Annotated in this window: 15 protein-coding genes; 14 read left to right on the top strand and 1 reads right to left on the bottom strand. The window is 47.3% G+C overall.

What is annotated here, in order from left to right:
- The first annotated feature begins 5 nt into the window (after positions 1-5).
- From flgK to F458_RS0110810, 8 genes are all read left to right on the top strand, one after another.
- Positions 6-2,057, top strand: coding sequence for a flagellar hook-associated protein FlgK (gene flgK, locus F458_RS0110855; RefSeq protein WP_018983448.1), 2,052 nt, complete (start codon positions 6-8; stop codon positions 2,055-2,057).
- 6 nt (positions 2,058-2,063) lie between these two features.
- A complete protein-coding gene (gene flgL, locus F458_RS0110850) occupies positions 2,064-3,287 on the top strand; it encodes a flagellar hook-associated protein FlgL (protein ID WP_018983447.1) in 1,224 nt (407 codons plus the stop codon).
- Positions 3,288-3,701: 414 nt separating this feature from the next.
- A complete protein-coding gene (locus F458_RS0110840) occupies positions 3,702-4,529 on the top strand; it encodes a flagellin N-terminal helical domain-containing protein (protein ID WP_018983445.1) in 828 nt (275 codons plus the stop codon).
- Between the two features lie 905 nt (positions 4,530-5,434).
- Positions 5,435-6,265, top strand: a complete 831-nt coding sequence (locus F458_RS0110830; RefSeq protein ID WP_018983442.1) for a flagellin N-terminal helical domain-containing protein — start codon at positions 5,435-5,437, stop codon at positions 6,263-6,265.
- Positions 6,266-6,346: 81 nt separating this feature from the next.
- Positions 6,347-6,820 carry a flagellar protein FlaG gene (locus F458_RS20145; RefSeq protein ID WP_018983441.1) on the top strand — a complete coding sequence of 158 codons (474 nt, stop codon included), beginning with the start codon at positions 6,347-6,349 and terminating at the stop codon, positions 6,818-6,820.
- A gap of 16 nt (positions 6,821-6,836) precedes the next feature.
- The gene (gene fliD / locus F458_RS0110820) at positions 6,837-8,264 is read left to right on the top strand and encodes a flagellar filament capping protein FliD (protein ID WP_018983440.1); all 1,428 of its coding nucleotides are present in this window, start codon (positions 6,837-6,839) and stop codon (positions 8,262-8,264) included.
- 15 nt (positions 8,265-8,279) lie between these two features.
- A complete protein-coding gene (gene fliS, locus F458_RS0110815) occupies positions 8,280-8,708 on the top strand; it encodes a flagellar export chaperone FliS (protein ID WP_018983439.1) in 429 nt (142 codons plus the stop codon).
- Complete coding sequence (locus F458_RS0110810; RefSeq protein WP_018983438.1) at positions 8,705-9,019, top strand: hypothetical protein; 315 nt, start codon at positions 8,705-8,707, stop codon at positions 9,017-9,019. The genes fliS and F458_RS0110810 overlap by 4 nt, the downstream gene beginning before the upstream one ends.
- 53 nt (positions 9,020-9,072) lie before the next feature.
- Here the strand turns inward: F458_RS0110810 and F458_RS0110805 are convergent, their stop codons facing one another.
- Positions 9,073-9,813 carry a hypothetical protein gene (locus F458_RS0110805; RefSeq protein ID WP_018983437.1) on the bottom strand — a complete coding sequence of 247 codons (741 nt, stop codon included), beginning with the start codon at positions 9,811-9,813 and terminating at the stop codon, positions 9,073-9,075.
- Positions 9,814-10,157: 344 nt separating this feature from the next.
- Between F458_RS0110805 and F458_RS0110795 the strand changes: the two genes are divergently transcribed.
- The 6 genes from F458_RS0110795 (at position 10,158) to fliF (ending at position 17,469) form a co-directional block, all read left to right on the top strand.
- Positions 10,158-10,955: a flagellin gene (locus tag F458_RS0110795; RefSeq protein WP_018983435.1), complete on the top strand. Its 798-nt coding sequence runs from the start codon at positions 10,158-10,160 to the stop codon at positions 10,953-10,955.
- Positions 10,956-11,111: 156 nt separating this feature from the next.
- Positions 11,112-12,581 (top strand): sigma-54 dependent transcriptional regulator, encoded by a 1,470-nt coding sequence (locus tag F458_RS0110785; protein ID WP_018983433.1) that lies wholly within the window; start codon positions 11,112-11,114, stop codon positions 12,579-12,581.
- A gap of 117 nt (positions 12,582-12,698) precedes the next feature.
- The gene (locus F458_RS0110780) at positions 12,699-13,856 is read left to right on the top strand and encodes a sensor histidine kinase (protein WP_018983432.1); all 1,158 of its coding nucleotides are present in this window, start codon (positions 12,699-12,701) and stop codon (positions 13,854-13,856) included.
- Positions 13,853-15,199, top strand: a complete 1,347-nt coding sequence (locus tag F458_RS0110775; RefSeq protein ID WP_018983431.1) for a sigma-54-dependent transcriptional regulator — start codon at positions 13,853-13,855, stop codon at positions 15,197-15,199. The genes F458_RS0110780 and F458_RS0110775 overlap by 4 nt, the downstream gene beginning before the upstream one ends.
- Before the next feature lie 214 nt (positions 15,200-15,413).
- The gene (fliE, locus tag F458_RS0110770; RefSeq protein ID WP_018983430.1) at positions 15,414-15,752 is read left to right on the top strand and encodes a flagellar hook-basal body complex protein FliE; all 339 of its coding nucleotides are present in this window, start codon (positions 15,414-15,416) and stop codon (positions 15,750-15,752) included.
- A 16-nt stretch (positions 15,753-15,768) separates the two neighbouring features.
- Positions 15,769-17,469 carry a flagellar basal-body MS-ring/collar protein FliF gene (gene fliF, locus F458_RS0110765; protein ID WP_018983429.1) on the top strand — a complete coding sequence of 567 codons (1,701 nt, stop codon included), beginning with the start codon at positions 15,769-15,771 and terminating at the stop codon, positions 17,467-17,469.
- Positions 17,470-17,483 lie beyond the last annotated feature (14 nt).

Genomic DNA, 17,483 nt, shown 5'->3' with positions numbered 1-17,483 from the left:
ATTCAATGATTGACTTGTTTTCGATTGCCAGCAGTGGGGTAAATGCCAGTAACAAATTGCTGCAGACTACCTCCAATAATATTGCCAACGTCAATACCGACGGGTACGTCCGCGAACAAACCATCTTTACTAATGACAATGTAATGGGGGTAGGTCGGGGAGCCACTGAACGGGTTATTAATACCTTTGCCCAAAACCAGCTACGCCGCGATATTACTGCAGTGGGTGAGCTGGAAGCATTCACACAAAAAACCAGTGCAATTGATAATCTTCTGGCCAGCGAGGCCAACGCATTATCTACTGGTCTGAGTAAGTTTTTTTCGGCATTACAGACAGCGGCGGATGACCCTACTAACCTTGCCTCCCGTGGAGCTGTATTAGGCGAAGCGCAAGGTCTGTTGCATCGGATGGGCACCACCTCTGACTATTTGCTGGCTAAAGAAGACGAGCTTAATCTGGAGTTCGATGCGCAAATCAGCGAGGCCAACGAGCTAATTCAAAATATCGGAGATTTAAACCGCAAAATCCTTAGTTCGAAGGGAGGGAGTAATGATCAGCCCAATGCATTACTCAATGAACGGGATAAGGCAATTAACAAGCTTGCCGACATTATGTCCATCGAGGTGCGGGAAACAAAAAATGGTGCCAAAGCAGTAAACCTTAGCTCCGGTGAGTCACTGGTCCTGGAAAATGGCAGCTTCAGTGTATTACAACTAAAAACCGGCGCCGATACAGGGCAAAAGCATCTTCAGCTTGCATTAAACAAAGAAAACCAGGCAAATCCTGTTGGTGTGCCGATTACCGAGGACCGTCTCGGTGGCAGTCTGGGTGGTCTGTTTCGTTTCCGAAACGAGGTATTGAGCCCGGCCCAGCGGGATATCGGCCAAATCGCCGTTGCCATGGCCGATGCGGTTAATACCCAGAACCGTCTGGGCATGGACATGGATATGCAGCTGGGCGGGGATATTTTTAGTCTGCCGTCACTTACCGGGTTAAACTTCGATAACTCCGACAACTCGCTGACCATGGCCGGACAATTCACCCCGGGCAAGGGCAGTGAAGTGACAGACGCTGACGTTAAAGTGGTTGTTCAGTCAGTCGATGGCGTCGGTGCGCCGTTGACCTTCGATGTTCATATGCTAAACGCGGACGGCTCACCCAAGCTCGATTCTAATGGCGATGCTATTATTCATACAGGTCAGGCCGTTGCACCAACCGGATTTACTGAAATTCCCGGCGGTGTGGAAATCAATTTTGATTCACCCGGTGCCTATGCAGTTGACGATGCATTCTTATTGCAACCTGCAAAAGCAACGGCTTCAGAACTCACTCTTACCACGCAGCGGGCTGAAACATTAGCGTTTGCCTCACCGTTACGGGCAGAGCCGGCAACGGCTAACCTTGGGGATGCCAGAGTCGCCTCGATAAGGGTGACCAACACAGACTACGATATATCCGCATTTGATGGCGCCGGAGGCATAGCGACACCACCCAGTGCTGCAACAGAAGCACCGGTAGCAGTTGTATTCACCTCAGATACAGATTTCAATGTGATAGATAGCGCTGGTAACACCATTACATCTGCTACAGTGGGGGATAATTACAATAACCTGCTGGAACAGGCAGGTTTTGGTGCAGATTACCCCGGCTATGATTTTTCGCTCTCAGGCAAGCCAACCGCCGGAGATAGCTTTACCCTAAGCTACAATTCACAGGGTATAAATGATAATACCAACGCTGTAAAGCTCGCAGAGATCCAGAAAAAAGGCGTGGTACAATTGAGTACAAACAACGCTAATGCACCTCGCAGTCTGCATGAAGCGTACTCTTCATTAGTGGGGCGGGTGGGCGAAAAATCCTCTACAGCGGATATATCCTTACAAGCTGCTGAGGCAATGAAAAATCAGTCACAGTCGTGGTTTGATTCAGTGTCAGGGGTAAGCCTGGATGAAGAGGCGGCCAACCTGATTCGGTATCAGCAGTCATATGCGGCATCGGCGCGGATTCTGTCCACAGCGCAGGAGCTCTTTGACACAATATTATCAGCAGCCAGGTAACAGTTTATGCGTATTTCAACAAATCAGCTTTTTGATAGGAATATCCGATCTATTATGGATAACCAGCGTGATCTATCGGAAACGCAAAATGCGCTGAGCACAGGAAAACAGCTGAACAAACCCTCTGACGATCCGGTTGGCGCTGCCAAAGTGATTCGCCTGACGGAAGAGCTGGATAAGCTTGAACAATATCAACGCAATAACGACCTGTTGACGAACTCCTTAGAACAGCAGGAAGCCGTATTAGATAACATCAATAATACTGCGTTACGTGCCCGAACGCTTATTTTGCGTGCTGGCTCTGGGGTGATCAACGATGGCGACAGAAAAGCCATTGGCACAGAGCTGGCACAAATTCGCGATGAAATGCTGGGCATGATGAATACCCAGGATGCCAACGGCAATTATATTTTTGCCGGCCATCAGTCACAAACTCAGCCATTTGTGTTCAACGGTGGGTCTGTAGACTCTGTGACCTATCAGGGCGATGGTGGCTACAATACTGTAAAACTGGCAGACGGCGTAAATGTTCAGCGCTCTGTCAGTGGTCAGGAGGTATTTGAGAATGTTTTTGCTCGCCGTACTTTTAGTATTGCCGGCACCCCTACTGCGACAGTAGAAGATAGTAGTATCGATAGCCAGCAATCCTTTGATGCTTTCAGTAAAGCGAATTACGATCCTGTAACTCCGGCTAATAATACATTTCAATTGGAAATCACCGGACCCAATCAGGTGGAGTTGACTAACCCCAACACCGGGGCAGTGATAGGTAGTACGTCTTTTTCAGCGTCGGAGCCTTTTTCCATCCAGGGAATGTCCTTTACCCTGAATGGAAGCCCTGGTGATTCAGTAGAATTCACGCTTGAAGCGCCACAGAAAAAGAATATCGCGGAAACACTGCATGAAATTTCCACCATTCTTTTGGATGACACACAGCCTGAAAGCGCCGTTAAAAATGCCATGGATGACGCATTGGTCGGGTTAGATAACGGGATGGAAAAAGTGGGTCTTGAGCGCTCTTCGGTGGGAGGTCGGCTGAATATTGCCAGTTCCATATATCAAACCAACCTTGATTTAGAAATAGCAGCTAAAGACGCGCGGTCGTCTATTGAAGATACTGACTATGCTAAAGCCTCGGCAGACTTTGCAAAACAGGAAGCCGCACTTAATGCTGCTATGGCGACCTTCCCTAAATTAGCTAATTTGTCCCTATTTGACTATATAAGATAATTATATAGCCTCAATAGTTATTACTTTTTGATACAGTCTCTCAGACAGCGCAAAAATTGCGCTTAGCGCTGTCAAGCGAAACCAGCCCTCTACGCCTACATTATACCTTCCGGCCTCAATTGTTGCCGATAAATATAAACGCTGTCGCAGCGTTAACTCTTCTACTCTTTTAACTTCAAAACACTGCCTTTTATTTCAAGGTTTTGATTTAAAAGAAAATTTATCCGATTAATGGTTTTTCTATGAATTTAGTGAAATTAATCGTGTTTTTTCCTAAAGGGATTTTTCAATGCGTCGATAAAGTATTTAAGAAGGGCAGCTCACTTAAACAAAACAAAGTGATAACTGCAGAAATTGTAAACCGCCGAAAAGTCTGGTTCAACAAATTGCTGGACTGAAGTGTAGGAGAGACCCATGTCTTTATTTGTAAATACCAATGTATCTTCACTCAATGCGCAACGTCAACTGTTTAGTTCTGGCAATGCACTGACAACATCTTTCGAGCGGTTGTCTTCTGGCTCACGTATCAACAGTGCGGCAGATGACGCGGCCGGTCTGCAAATCAGCAACCGTATGACTGCCCAGATTCAGGGGCTGAACCAGGGCGTAAGAAACGCGAATGATGGTATCTCAGTACTGCAAACTGCTGAAGGTGCGCTGGATGAAACCACCAATTCTTTACAACGTATCCGTCAGCTGGCAGTTCAGTCAAACAATGGCGTAAACGATGGCGCTGACCAAACAGCGTTGAAACAAGAAATTGACGCGCTGAAAGAAGAAATTGACCGTATCGCTTCAGACACAGAATTTAACGGCGTAGCACTGCTTGACGGCAACTATGGGGCTGATTTTCAGGTAGGCGCCGAAGGTGGTCAGTCAATAAATGTCACGATAGACAGTGGTACGGCGACTACGGGTTTTAATTCTACTGACCTGGGAATTGCGGGCGATGTAACTACTGGTGGCGCGGATGCACTTATCACCGAAGTTGATGCGGCATTAGAGAGAGTTGGTGCTGCGCGGGCAGAAATGGGTGCAACGCAAAACCGTTTCGAGTCCAGTATTCGTAATCTGAGCAACATCTCTGAAAATGTCTCTGCTGCTCGTTCAAGAATCAAAGATGCAGACTTTGCAACCGAAACGGCTAATTTGTCTAAAAACCAGATTCTACAGCAGGCCAGTACTACCGTACTAGCGCAGGCTAACCAGCGTCCTCAGGCAGCTTTGTCTCTGTTAGGTTAATCATTCGCAACAGGAAGTCATAGCCAGGAGGTAGTGAGCCAGGTTGTTTCTAAGCGAAATAGGAAGGTCGGGATAATCCCGGCCTTTTTTTGTTTTATTATTTACCTTTGTCTGTTTTTTCATTCATGAATTCCATTCGACTTTAATGAACAGGTCAAAGTGTAAAAAAATCCGTCAAAAAAAAGGTGTCGGTTTGATGTCGCCGCAAGAAAAGCTGCCAATTTTATGGCGGGGGATAAAGAGAAAAGCTGGCCAGCGGAAATAACGCCAGGAGGTAGTGAGAGGTATGAGGTCTGGTACATCACTCCCGCTGCCAGCAGTCAAAAAGCAATTAGTCTTTCTGACGTTCCAACTCAACTAAGAGTTAAAGTCAAAGTAGTGTGCTTCGACCATTACTATAAAGCACTTTTAGTGCCAGTTTTAATCGTTTGGTGTAATTTGAGCTTGGTCAAGCTCGCTCGCGTTCTATGCAGCCTCAAACAAACTCATGGTTTTTAATTTCAGGCTTGAAGCATAGTTTGGCATCGGATTCATACATAGGTTCTAAGTTGTATACGTTTGTCGCTAAGCCGCGGTATTACGGCAGAATATTGCAGGTTATGGGGCAGCGCATTGCCAGGTAGCGCGGGGTCTGGTTCAATACTATTGGGTCGCGATTAAATTTAACCTATTGATAGTTAAAGGTATGTTTTATTTTTTTTGGGATCTTGTCGCTATGAGCAGAAACACCTTTTAAATCTACCCTCATGAAAAAGTTCTAAAGATTCGATACACCGCGTCGATAAATATTGTCGAGGGGTAATTTATTTACTTATTGAGGAAGTTAGTTCGGAGTAGTGACCTTACTAACATTAACTGGTTGGATTTAGCGTTTTTTATGCGCTTTATTCATTGGAGGTAGTACCATGTCTATGTACGTAAACACCAATGTGTCTTCATTAAATGCACAGCGGCAATTATTCAATACAAGTAACTCGCTAAACACCTCGTTTGAGCGCTTATCATCTGGTTCAAGAATCAACAGTGCATCTGATGATGCGGCGGGCTTGCAAATCAGCAACCGTATGACCGCCCAGATTCAGGGGTTGAACCAGGGTGTAAGAAACGCCAATGATGGTATCTCAGTACTGCAAACTGCTGAAGGCGCGCTGGATGAGACCACCAACTCTTTGCAACGTATTCGTCAGTTGGCGGTTCAGTCAAACAATGGCGTAAACAGCACCGAAGATAAGGAAGCGCTAAAACAAGAAATTGATGCATTAAAATTGGAAATGGACCGTATAGCCACAGATACCGAATTCAACGGTGTAGCATTGCTTGATGGCTCCTATGGTGCTGACTTTCAGGTTGGCGCTGAAGGTGGTCAGTCTATAAATGTCACCATCGACAATGGGACTGCTTCAACTGGTTTTGATTCTACCGACCTTGCTATAGCTGGCGATGTAACTGCTGCTGGCGGTGCGGACACATTGATAGGTGAAGTAGATGCAGCATTAGAGCTCGTAGGCGCTGCGCGCGCGGAAATGGGTGCTACCCAGAACCGTTTTGAGTCCAGCATTCGTAATCTGAGCAACATATCTGAGAATCTTTCAGGCGCCCGTTCACGCATCAAGGATACCGACTTTGCGACAGAAACAGCGAATCTGACCAGAAACCAGATTATGCAACAGGCTTCGCTGTCTGTATTAAGTCAGGCAAACCAACGTCCGCAGGCAGCCTTGTCACTGCTTGGATAAGCGATAGTGTTACCTTTGCTATAATATCAATCGGGCGTCTGTTTTTGCAGGTGCCCGTTGTTTATTTTGAGGATGTGTAAGATGAGTAGCTTCATAACACAGGGTGGTCAAAATATTGCATTCAAAACTGATTATCCCCGGGTCGAGAAAGTAGCACCCAGTGATGAAAGTATCAGTGATGAAAGCGTAGGCGTAGGGGTAAAAAGCGGACCACATTCGTTTGGCGGAGCGACGCAAGATACCAGCTTGGGAAAGGAATTATCGCAAGGTTTGTCACAGGAAACATCGGCAGAGGATAGACAGGCGCGTACTTCAGTGGCGTTACCTGAAGCTGTAAACGCTGTCAGTGATTTTCTGCAGGCAAAGAATCGTGATTTAACCTTTTCTATTGATGAGGAAACCGAACGGTCAATTGTCAAAGTGGTCGATTCGCAGTCAGGTAAGCTAATTCGTCAAATTCCTTCAGAAGAAGTACTTGCGCTGGCGGAGCGCATCAAATCTTTGCATGACGACATTGGCAGTCGGGTTGGCGTACTAATTAATAACGAAGTTTGAATAATGAGGTAAGAAAATGGCTGTTAGCTCTTTAGGTGTAGGGTCAGGTCTGGCATTAAATGATCTTGTTAGTCAGCTTCTCCAGGCGGAGCGTCAGCCTAAAGAAGCGCGGCTGGATAAACGCGAAAAAAGCGTTGAGGCAGAAATCTCAGGATTAGGTCAGATAAAATCAAAATTGTCTGATTTTAAAGAATTGGTTGATGAGCTGCGCGGAGAGACCGGTCTTAATAGCAGAACGCCAACAATCATCAATCCGTCAGAAGATGATGACATTTTGTCTGCTGATGCCACCTCTCAGGCGGTATCCGGCCAGTATGAAATTGCGGTTACCAGCCTGGCTTCGGGTAGCCGGGTCATCACTGATAAAGGAGCCTTCGGTTCGGCGGATGATGCTTTACTGACTGCCGGAACCGGTTCACTAACCTTTGCGGTTCCGGATGGGCAAAGTTTCTCTGTGGATGTGACTGCAGGGATGACATTGGCGCAACTGCGTGAAGCCGTGAATGATCATGCTGATAACTTTGGCGTCAGTGCGAACATAATTGATACCGGAACCGCTGATGGCCCCAGGTTAGTTTATTCATCCTCTGTTACCGGCACTGGAAATAATTTAACCATTACTAACGATTCAGGCAATGCTGAATTGGATAAATTATCCACTGGCGGTATTGCGGCGGAAAATATTACTGATGCAACCAATGCCAAAGCTACCATTGATGGTATTGAGGTAGAAAGTGCCACTAACAAATTCGAAAACACAATCTCTAATGTCTCGTTTGAGGTTAACGAACTTTCTCCGTTAGCCAGCGATGGCGTTACCCGGGAAGCCACCCGAGTAAAAATTGGGTTTGATAAAGAGGCCGCTGAAGAAAAAATTAAAGAATTTGTGGAAGGATACAACGCTATCATTAAAGAAATTGATAAGCTGGGCCGATACAGTGAATCAGAAGATGATAAAGCAGGTGCACTGGCAGGCGACTCGATGCTAAGAAGTATTAAGCGAGAGTTGTCGGCGATAGTAGGTGATAGTGTTGCAAACTCTAATCTTGGCGGGTTATTCCAACTGGGGATTGACCTGAATAAAGATGGTGAACTTGAAATCGGCACGTCCGACTTTGGTTTAGGATCAGGTGAAGATCGTCTAAAAGCAGCGTTAGATGATAATTTCGATGACATTACGGTATTGTTTGGTGACGATGAGAATGGTATTGCAGAAAGATTATTTGATTTTGCCGACCAATTTACCAAAAGTAGCGGGTTGATTTCGACCAGAGAAAAAGCTGCCAGAGAGGAAAAGGGAGATATCGCTGATGACCGGGCAAGACTCGAGATCCGAATGGATTCGTTTGAGAAAACGCTACGGGACAGATATACAAGCCTTGACCAGACTATTACCAAGCTCAATCAAACAGGCTCTGCATTATTCGCGGCATTAAATCAGTAAGGTTCAGGAGTATTTATGGCTTTGAAAGGCATTAACGCGTACCGCAAGGGAAGTGTTAAACAGGATATAGAGTCGGCTGACCCACATAAAATTACACTATTGTTGTTGCAAGGTGCTTTGGATCGCATTGCCTATGCAAAAGGTGCGATGGAACGAAAGGAATATGACCGTAAAGCAGACTTTATTTCGCGAACCAGCGCTATCCTGATGCACCTAAGAGACACTCTGGACGGTGATGCAACAAATGAAATCTCAGCGAACATGTTTGCTCTATATGAGTATATGATTGAGCGCCTGACTACTGCCCATATGGATAACAACCCCGATATTCTGGACGAAGTATCTGGATTGCTGACGCCAATCCGTGATGCATGGGTTCAAATCCCTGAAGCCGCCAAACAAGAAGCGTATGCCATGCAGCGACAAAGACAGCAGGCAGTGTGAAGATTTCTCAATTGAATCATAAAAAAACGCCTGATGCGTTACGTGCTATCAATACAAAACTGGCAGCGCTGCTTGCAGACCCGACTAATGACAACTTTGTCAGGCAGCTGCAGTTGCTTATCGAAGCGCGTGATACATTTATTAAGGGGCACATAAAAGAATTATCGGCGGACGAGGCGGTCAGTTTTGCTACTAAAGAACTGGAAATAAACGCTCAGCTCGTCAGTGCTATAGCACCTTTTAAAAGCGAAGCTCAAACAGACCTGCAACAGCTTGCCCAAAGCAAAAAAGCCATCAAACAATATAAGTAGAGCCGCCAGTGAGTATATGGGGCAGGCTCTTCACTCCGTGAGTCTCCGCATTTTTATCGATACTTTCCGTCCTGTTCCAATACCTGGGAAGAATAAAGTCTGCGGGCAAAATCAAAAGTCGTGGTGGAGTAGTTAGCTCTGATTTGCTGCTCCAAAGGCTCTACTACATTAAGCAGTAACCAGCAGTGATCTGGGCCGATAACAACCTTAACAATCTTATCGTCTACTACACCGGTTCTCGCCAATCTTTGAATTTTATGAAAAAACCCGGAAAATCTTCTGCGTGAGCGGTCCATGTTTTCCAGTTTTTCATTTTCTTTATCGTCTAAAGTTCCGGCTTTTCGTTTGTTCAGTAACGCTTTATAAGTAACAGCAAAATCAGGCGTCGTATATAACGACGATAAACTGATGATTGCTTGACGCATCTCCTCTGAGGCCAGTTCGTTCATGCATGGCATGATGACTTCAAGACTAATGGCATTTTTTTGATGTCTTGCCATTTCAGTCTGTGCATCGGCTGAGGTTTTCATTTCTTGGGTAGCAAGTTTTAACTCATGAGCCTGAAGAGCAAGCGCTTCTCGTTGCTGCTGAATACTTATAATTACCGCAATGAGCGCAAATCCAGAGAAAAAAGCCTCCGCTGCGCCAAATATGCCACCAAATGGGGATATCCGTTTTATTTGAGCATTATCAATTATGCCATACGCATCGAGAATGTAAGGAATAGAGCCAAACGAGGCCCACAAAAAAATGGCTAGCAGGCAGACCCATAGCCAAGAAATCTTACTTTTCACTGTTATCTCCTGTAATCAAAGGCAATGCCGATGGTTTGTCGTGTTTTGCATTGTTCTGCATGCTGGCTACTTGATCCCGGACTATTTTTGTTTTCTATATTTGTCTGTGTACAGCCTGACGTTTCCGACAAGAACTGTCTGTGCATTCAATACCTATTAAATTTTTATTTTAATCTCAACTCGGTCAGTTTTATATTGGTTATTGAAGATGTTAGCAGTAAAAAAATCACGGCCTTGTCATTTGGCAACCGGCAATAGAGTTATAAACACGCATACCCATTGGGCGGTGCGAATTTAACCAGTCAATGCTATGCTGATGATATAACAAAGGAGTACAGCGCGTTATGATTAACTTTGATTCTACTTCCGCGCCCGGCATACTTAATCAGGTTCAGGAAAAAAAGACTGACCTGATGGAAAAGCTGGCCACCGGCAAGCAGGTAAATAGCGCATCTGACGGTGCAGCCGCACAGCAAATTATTGACCGCCTTACCTCTGAGATTGAGGGTAATCGACAGGCCCTTGGTAATGTATATAGCGGCATTTCCTTAGCACAGGTTGCAGAGGGCGGAATGCAGGGAATTAACGACGATGTTACTCGTATACGGGAATTGTCTGTGCAGGCCGGTTACGGTAGTTTAAGCGAGGTTGACAAAGGCGCTATTCAGGCCGAAATCACAGCGCTGCAGGAAAATATCACTCAAACCGCTGAGCAAACCACCTTTGGTGGTAAGCCATTGCTAAGCGAGGAGGGGGCACTAAATATTCAGGCGGGCGCAAACGCTGGCCAAACTGTTGATGTCCAGACCAACGATGTGGTCAGGGATATCGCTGCGGTGCTGAGTGTTGATGTGACTGCAGGCAGTGTCAGTGACGCTCTGGCAGCATCAGACGCAGCGCTGGAGACACTTGGTGCCTACCAGAGCGAATTAGGTGCAACGCAGAATCAACTGGCGGGGATTGCCAGAAATCTGACCCAGTCTGAGGTTAACACAGCCGAGTCTCGTGGACGTCTGCAGGATTTGAACTATGCCCAGGCAGCGTCGCAACAAGCTACCCTCAATATACAAAGCCAGGCAGCCATATCAGTACAATCTATGGCAAATCAACAGGAAGGTCAGGTGTTAGCGCTGTTAAGTTGATTCGTTGTGGCGTATCCTACAACTAACAAAGCAGGCTTGCCTGCTTTTTTTCTGACCAAATTTACGCGATCAGTTGTTGCGCTACCGGTGATTACCGCTACAATCATGCAGATGCGCTAGACTGTAAAAATAAAATCGCATCTTTTCGGGGATTTAATGAAGGATATTCTGCTCGTTAGCGATGACGGCGATCTTATTCATAAGCTTGAAACCATTGTTTCGTTTATTGGTGAGCCTTGTTCAAGCTGTACGTTCAAAAGCAGTACTGAGTATTTAAAAACGCATTCGGTAGATGCTGTGTTGGTGGATTTTTCTGCATCGTCTGCGCAGGCGTTGGTGCTGCAGTTTCCACACATTCCTTTTGTGGCAGTAGTTGCAGAAGACGGTACAGTGAACCCGGAACGTAATTTAGTCGGTGCCTGCATTTTGCCGCTGTCGTACCCTGTTCTAACTCAGGCGATCCACCGTTGTCAGGAGTACAGTCGCCGTCGGCCTGGCTCTACAAAACCCTCTGGTGTTAAAACCCGTCTCTTCCGCTCTCTGGTAGGGCGCAGTGAGGAAATTCAGACGGTTCGACGTCTGGTCGAACAGGTCGCCCCCACCGATGCTACCGTACTTATATTGGGCGAATCAGGTACGGGCAAAGAGGTGGTGGCACGTAACGTTCACTTTTTCTCAGAACGAAAAGATGGCCCGTTTATTCCGGTTAACTGCGGCGCTATCCCTGGTGAGCTGTTGGAAAGTGAACTGTTTGGTCATGAAAAAGGGGCGTTTACCGGCGCCATCAGTGCCCGTAAAGGTCGTTTTGAGTTAGCCGAAAATGGCACTTTATTTCTGGATGAAATAGGCGATATGCCGATGCAAATGCAGGTGAAGCTTTTGCGGGTTCTGCAGGAGCGCACATTTGAGCGGGTAGGGGGAAGTACACCTATCAAGTGCAATGTTCGGATTGTGGCTGCAACACACCGCAATCTGGAAACCATGATCCAGGAAAATAAGTTTCGCGAAGATTTGTTTTACCGTCTGAATGTTTTCCCCATCGATAGCCCTGCCCTGCGCGAACGCCGTGAAGATATTCCTTTACTATTACAAGAACTAATCTCCCGTATTCAGGGTGATGGTGTGGAAGGGGTTAAGTTTACCGAAATGGCTATCGCCTCGTTGATGGAGCACTCATGGGCGGGAAATGTCAGAGAGTTGTCAAACCTGGTTGAACGCCTGAGTATTTTGTATCCGGGTCAAATCGTCGATATTCAGGATCTGCCGCCTAAATACCAGTATGGTGATGTTCAGGTATATCAGCCTGAATACCCGGAAGAATTGCTGGAGCGTGATGCATTCAATGCGCTGTTCGCAGAATCAGCGCTACAGGAAAACGCACCGGCGCCATCTGAAGAAGATGCCAGCGAGCCGGAAACGCTGAGCTCGGACTTACCAGAACATGGTGTCAATCTGAAAGAATACTTATCAGAGCTTGAAATCAATCTTATCATTCAGGCGCTGGAGCAGCAGGATTGGGTTGTCGCACGTGCCGCCGATAAACTCGGAATGCGCAGAACCACGTTGGTGGAAAAAATGCGTAAGTATAATATCCAGCGAGACGAAAGCCCCTCGTCAGATAATTGACAACGGTTCTTTGCCAACATTTTCCTTTAACCTATTGAATGTTATAGGTTAATTTTTGGCCTGAAAAATGCTAGTAACATGTCATAGTTATTACGTCTGCTTTTTGACGAGGTCGATATGGCATATGACAGCAGTGGTCATTTTACAACAAACGACATACCGTTTGCGCAAAGCGATAATGAGCTTCATTTCTCACACACCAAACCTGGTTCTTCCTCCGAGCTGGATGGGGATGATGTCACCGCGCTTCGTCAGCAGGCTGATCGGTTATCTCATCTTTTGCAAGTTATGCCAGCCGGCGTTATCGTACTGGACGGCCTTGGTATGGTGCGGCAGGCGAACAATCAGGCCAAAGATTTATTAGGTGAGCCTCTCGAAAACCAGCTATGGCGAACTATCATTGCTCGCTCCTTCAAACCCCGTGCCGATGACGGCCACGAGGTGTCGCTCATTGACGGACGGCGCGTTAAACTTTCTATCACGCCTTTGCAAAATGAACCGGGCCAGCTGATTGTTTTAACTGATTTGACCGAAACTCGACAGTTGCAGGCCAGGGTCAGTCATATGCAACGTCTGTCTGCCCTGGGCAAAATGGTTGCCTCCCTTGCTCACCAAATTCGCACGCCCCTGTCAGCCGCAATGCTGTATGCGGCAAATCTGACCCGCGCCGATTTAAGCAAAGACGCTACCTGCGGATTTGCCGAGAAACTTACCGCTCGTCTTCATGATCTTGAAGGTCAGGTCAACGATATGCTGTTGTTTGCCAAATCAGGTGAAGATCAGGTGGTCAGTAAACTTTCGCTGACAGACCTGAAAATGGCTATAGCACCAAACGCGCTTACGCTGGCTGATCAGGCGCAACTGACGCTGATTTTAGAAGGGTTTGAGCAGCCTGCCTGTATAGTTGGGAACCTGACAGCATTGCAGGGCGCGCTGCTTAATCTGATTCACAACGCCTGCCAGGTCAGTGCCGCGGGCACAACAATCATCGTACGGGCAACGGTTGCCGGTGAAACCCTTTCTGTTAGTGTTCAGGATAGCGGCCCGGGCGTCAGCGAAGAGATAAAGGACAAAATTTTTGAGCCGTTCTTTACCACCAAAACACATGGTACCGGGCTTGGACTTGCTGTGGTCAAATCCGTCGTGACAGCGCACAAGGGAAACCTTGCTGTTGAAAATAATCCGACGGGTGGTGCCTGCTTTACCCTGACGTTAACGACCCAGGCGAATCAACCTTTTATTCCTGCGAAACATCCTGAGGGAGAACAGGTATGAACAACACCACGATTTTAATTGTAGAAGATGATGCCGGTCTGCGAGAGGCGCTCATTGATACTTTGTCGCTGGCTCATTACCGGGTTGTCTCGGCCCAAAGTGCAGAAGAAGCAATGGTGTGTCTTGGTCAAAATACAGTGGACCTGGTGGTCAGCGATATTCAGATGGCCAAAATGAGCGGTCTGGTATTACTTAAAAATATTAAATCCCGTTTTCCACAAATGCCGGTTCTGCTAATGACCGCGTATGCCACCATTGATGACGCGGTGCAGGCAATGCGTGATGGTGCTACGGATTATCTATCAAAACCCTTTGCCCCGGAAGTATTGCTGAATCTGGTGGAGCGTTACGCTCCGGCCCGTAAAATTGAATCGACCACGCCTATTGTCGCCGACCCAAGTAGTGTTCAGCTTCTGGAGCTGGCACGGCGGGTCGCCCGTTCTGATGCTACGGTAATGGTGCTTGGGCCCAGTGGGTCGGGCAAAGAGGTATTATCGCGCTATATTCACGATCAGTCGAACCGCAGCGAAGGAACTTTTGTGGCCATCAATTGTGCCGCGATTCCGGAGAATATGCTTGAGGCGACATTATTCGGCTATGAGAAGGGTGCCTTCACCGGTGCAGTTCAGGCGTGCCCGGGTAAATTTGAGCAAGCTCAGGGTGGCACGTTGTTGCTTGACGAAATTACCGAAATGGATTTAGCTCTGCAGGCCAAGCTGCTTCGGGTGTTGCAGGAAAAAGAGGTGGAAAGACTGGGCGGCCGTAAAACCGTCCAGCTGGATGTACGTGTTATTGCTACCAGTAACCGGGATCTCAAAGGTGCTGTTGAAGCTGGCACATTCCGCGAGGATTTATTTTACCGCCTGAATGTTTTCCCTATTACCTGGCAGCCGCTGGCAGCCCGGCCCGGTGATATTGTTCCGTTAGCTGAACATCTTATTGCGCGGCATGCGGTGCAGCAGGGGATGAACACTATTTCGTTAAATGCTGCAGCGCGAAATAAGCTTAGCCAGTATGAGTGGCCGGGCAATGTCCGGGAACTGGAAAATGTGGTTCAGCGGGCGCTTATTCTGTGTGACGGTAATACCATTGATGCGGGTGATTTGATGCTGGATATGGCTGCAACCCTGGCCAGTCATTCTCACTCTCAGCCTGCCGTTGAGGAAGATCCAAGTCGCTTAGGCTCTGAATTACGTCAACAAGAGCATCAAATAATATTGGATACATTGGAAGCCTGTAACGGCAAGCGTAAGGATGTGGCGGAAAAACTGGGCATCAGCCCCAGAACATTACGTTACAAGCTGGCTCGTATGCGCGAAGACGGAATCGAACTACCCGCCTGATTTTTCATGTTCAATACTGGCCGGGTGCTCGACCCGGTCAGTTCAATCACCACTACTTCCCTTCCGCGTCTTTCCCTGTCATTTTTTTGGCTGATAATCTACAAATTATTGATTTATATTAATTTTTAAAACTGGCCTGTTAGTTGCTTTGCTAGTAACCAAGAAGTGTTGTCAGACAGATTTCTGACTTCCATAGTTTTCCCGGAGAGTTGCGATGGACGTAAAAGCGAACAGCCTGTATCAAGAGATGCAATCCATGATTGGGCAAGCCCGCCTGCAGGCATCAGAAATGCCTCAGCCGCAGCAAATACAGGAATCTCAGAATTCGGCTAATGAATTTTCCAGCATGCTTAAAGGTGCTATTGAGGGTGTCAACGATATGCAGATGCAATCGAAAGAATTGCAGCGCGCCTTTGAAATGGGTGATCAGTCCGTAAGTCTGGCTGACGTGATGGTAGCGAAAGAAAAATCCGGTATCGCGTTTGAAGCGACTGTGCAGGTTCGCAATAAAGTGCTTGAAGCGTACAAGCAAGTCATGAATATGCCGGTATAGGTAAGGAATCACTCAAATGGCTGAAACAGGAACTAACCTTACTGTGGCTGACTCCGAGGTCGGAAACGCCGGGTCTCAGACAGACAACAAATCCGGATTTATGGATACCCTGGGTAGTGCGGATATGATGCGTCAGATGGCGCTGGTGATCGTGCTGGTTATCTGTGTGGCTATTGCTGTTTTCATAATGATTTGGGCGCAGGAGCCCGACTACCGCCCTCTGGCTAAAATGCCTACCGAAGAACTTATTGAAACGTTGGATTATTTTGATGCCAATCAGGTTGACTACAAACTTGAGGGCAATACAGTCTACGTCCGTAACGATGAATTTCAGAACATTCGTTTAGGAATGACGCGTCAGGGCCTGACCCAGTCTACAGATTCCGGGTCTGACATCATCATGCAGGACATGGGATTTGGCGTCAGCCAGCGGGTGGAGTCAGAGCGACTCAAACATGCCCGTGAGAAACAAATCGCCTCTACCATCGAAGATATGTCCAGCATTAAAAAAGCCCGTGTTCTTCTGGCCATGCCCAAAGAAAACGTGTTTGCCCGCCGAGAGAAAAAAGCCAGTGCGACTATTGTACTGACACCTCAAAGAGGCAAATCAATTACTGGCGAAGAGGTTGATGCGGTGGTGGATATCGTGGCATCAGCTGTACAGATGATGGATCCTCAGAATGTCACGGTAACGGACAGTAACGGACGATTACTTAATTCAGGATCGCAGAATTCAATGAGCGCCCGGGCCCGTAAAGAATACGAGCTGGAGCGTAAGCGCGAGCAGGAGTATCTGGAAAAAATTGACGCCATTCTTATTCCGGTACTGGGGCTGGGCAATTATACAGCGCAAGTTGATGTTTCTATGGACTTTACTGCCATGGAGCAGACTCAGCGAAGCTACAACCCTGATTTACCCGCCGTGCGCAGCGAAATGGTGATAGAACAAAACACCGTCGGTGGCGTCAACGGTGGGATACCTGGTGCACTGACCAATCAGCCGCCGCTGGATTCAAACATCCCTGAGGATGCGACGGGTCAGGGGGGACGGGCAACGCCGGTGCCGGGTTCTAACAGTAAAGAAGAAACCCGTAATTACGAACTTGATACCACTATCAGCCATACCAAAAAACAAACCGGGGTTATTCGTCGCCTGAGTGTTTCCGTGGCAGTGGATTATGCCCACAGCACAGCGGAAGACGGCACTACAGAATCGGCCCCCAGAGCACAAAGTGCGCTGCTGGATATTCGTCGACTGTTGCAGGGCGGCCTGGGGTTTGATGTTACCCGTGGAGATTCGCTGGAAGTTGTCAGTGTGCCATTTACCCGGGTCGATGCCGGCGTGGTCGAGGACATGCCGATTTGGGAAGATCCAAAGTTTTTACCTATACTGAAGCTGGTTATGGGCGCGTTGGTGATTATTGTTTTGATCATCTTTGTTATACGCCCGATGCTGCGTCGTCTGATAAATCCGGATACTGCACAGGATAGCGATGATTATGATGCCGACGAAGGGTTGGATCTGGGTGATGATACTATCAGCATGCTCAGTTCTGATTTTGACGAAGGACAGGTGGGCTTTGATTCAGATGGCTCACTGATGTTACCTGACTTACACAAAGATGAAGATGTATTGAAAGCGGTACGCGCATTGGTAGCCAACGAACCCGAACTATCTGCACAGGTAGTGAAAGGTTGGCTGATGCAGGACGAGTAGTAGGAGCGCAATAA

The sequence above is a fragment of the Salinimonas chungwhensis DSM 16280 genome (genome assembly GCF_000378185.1).
In the GTDB taxonomy this organism is placed as follows: Bacteria; Pseudomonadota; Gammaproteobacteria; order Enterobacterales; family Alteromonadaceae; genus Alteromonas; species Alteromonas chungwhensis.
The sequence above is the reverse complement of the archived record's forward strand: the minus strand, read 5'-3'. Positions and strand labels throughout refer to the sequence as shown.

Bases quoted from the DNA above. Each gene is read 5' to 3' on its own strand.
- F458_RS0110840 (WP_018983445.1), top strand. From the start codon at position 3,702: ATGTCTTTATTTGTAAATACCAATGTATCTTCACTCAATGCGCAACGT.
- F458_RS0110795 (WP_018983435.1), top strand. From the start codon at position 10,158: ATGATTAACTTTGATTCTACTTCCGCGCCCGGCATACTTAATCAGGTT.
- F458_RS0110785 (WP_018983433.1), top strand. From the start codon at position 11,112: ATGAAGGATATTCTGCTCGTTAGCGATGACGGCGATCTTATTCATAAG.
- flgL (WP_018983447.1), top strand. From the start codon at position 2,064: ATGCGTATTTCAACAAATCAGCTTTTTGATAGGAATATCCGATCTATT.
- fliS (WP_018983439.1), top strand. From the start codon at position 8,280: ATGGCTTTGAAAGGCATTAACGCGTACCGCAAGGGAAGTGTTAAACAG.
- F458_RS20145 (WP_018983441.1), top strand. From the start codon at position 6,347: ATGAGTAGCTTCATAACACAGGGTGGTCAAAATATTGCATTCAAAACT.
- F458_RS0110830 (WP_018983442.1), top strand. From the start codon at position 5,435: ATGTCTATGTACGTAAACACCAATGTGTCTTCATTAAATGCACAGCGG.
- fliE (WP_018983430.1), top strand. From the start codon at position 15,414: ATGGACGTAAAAGCGAACAGCCTGTATCAAGAGATGCAATCCATGATT.
- fliF (WP_018983429.1), top strand. From the start codon at position 15,769: ATGGCTGAAACAGGAACTAACCTTACTGTGGCTGACTCCGAGGTCGGA.
- F458_RS0110780 (WP_018983432.1), top strand. From the start codon at position 12,699: ATGGCATATGACAGCAGTGGTCATTTTACAACAAACGACATACCGTTT.
- fliD (WP_018983440.1), top strand. From the start codon at position 6,837: ATGGCTGTTAGCTCTTTAGGTGTAGGGTCAGGTCTGGCATTAAATGAT.
- flgK (WP_018983448.1), top strand. From the start codon at position 6: ATGATTGACTTGTTTTCGATTGCCAGCAGTGGGGTAAATGCCAGTAAC.
- F458_RS0110775 (WP_018983431.1), top strand. From the start codon at position 13,853: ATGAACAACACCACGATTTTAATTGTAGAAGATGATGCCGGTCTGCGA.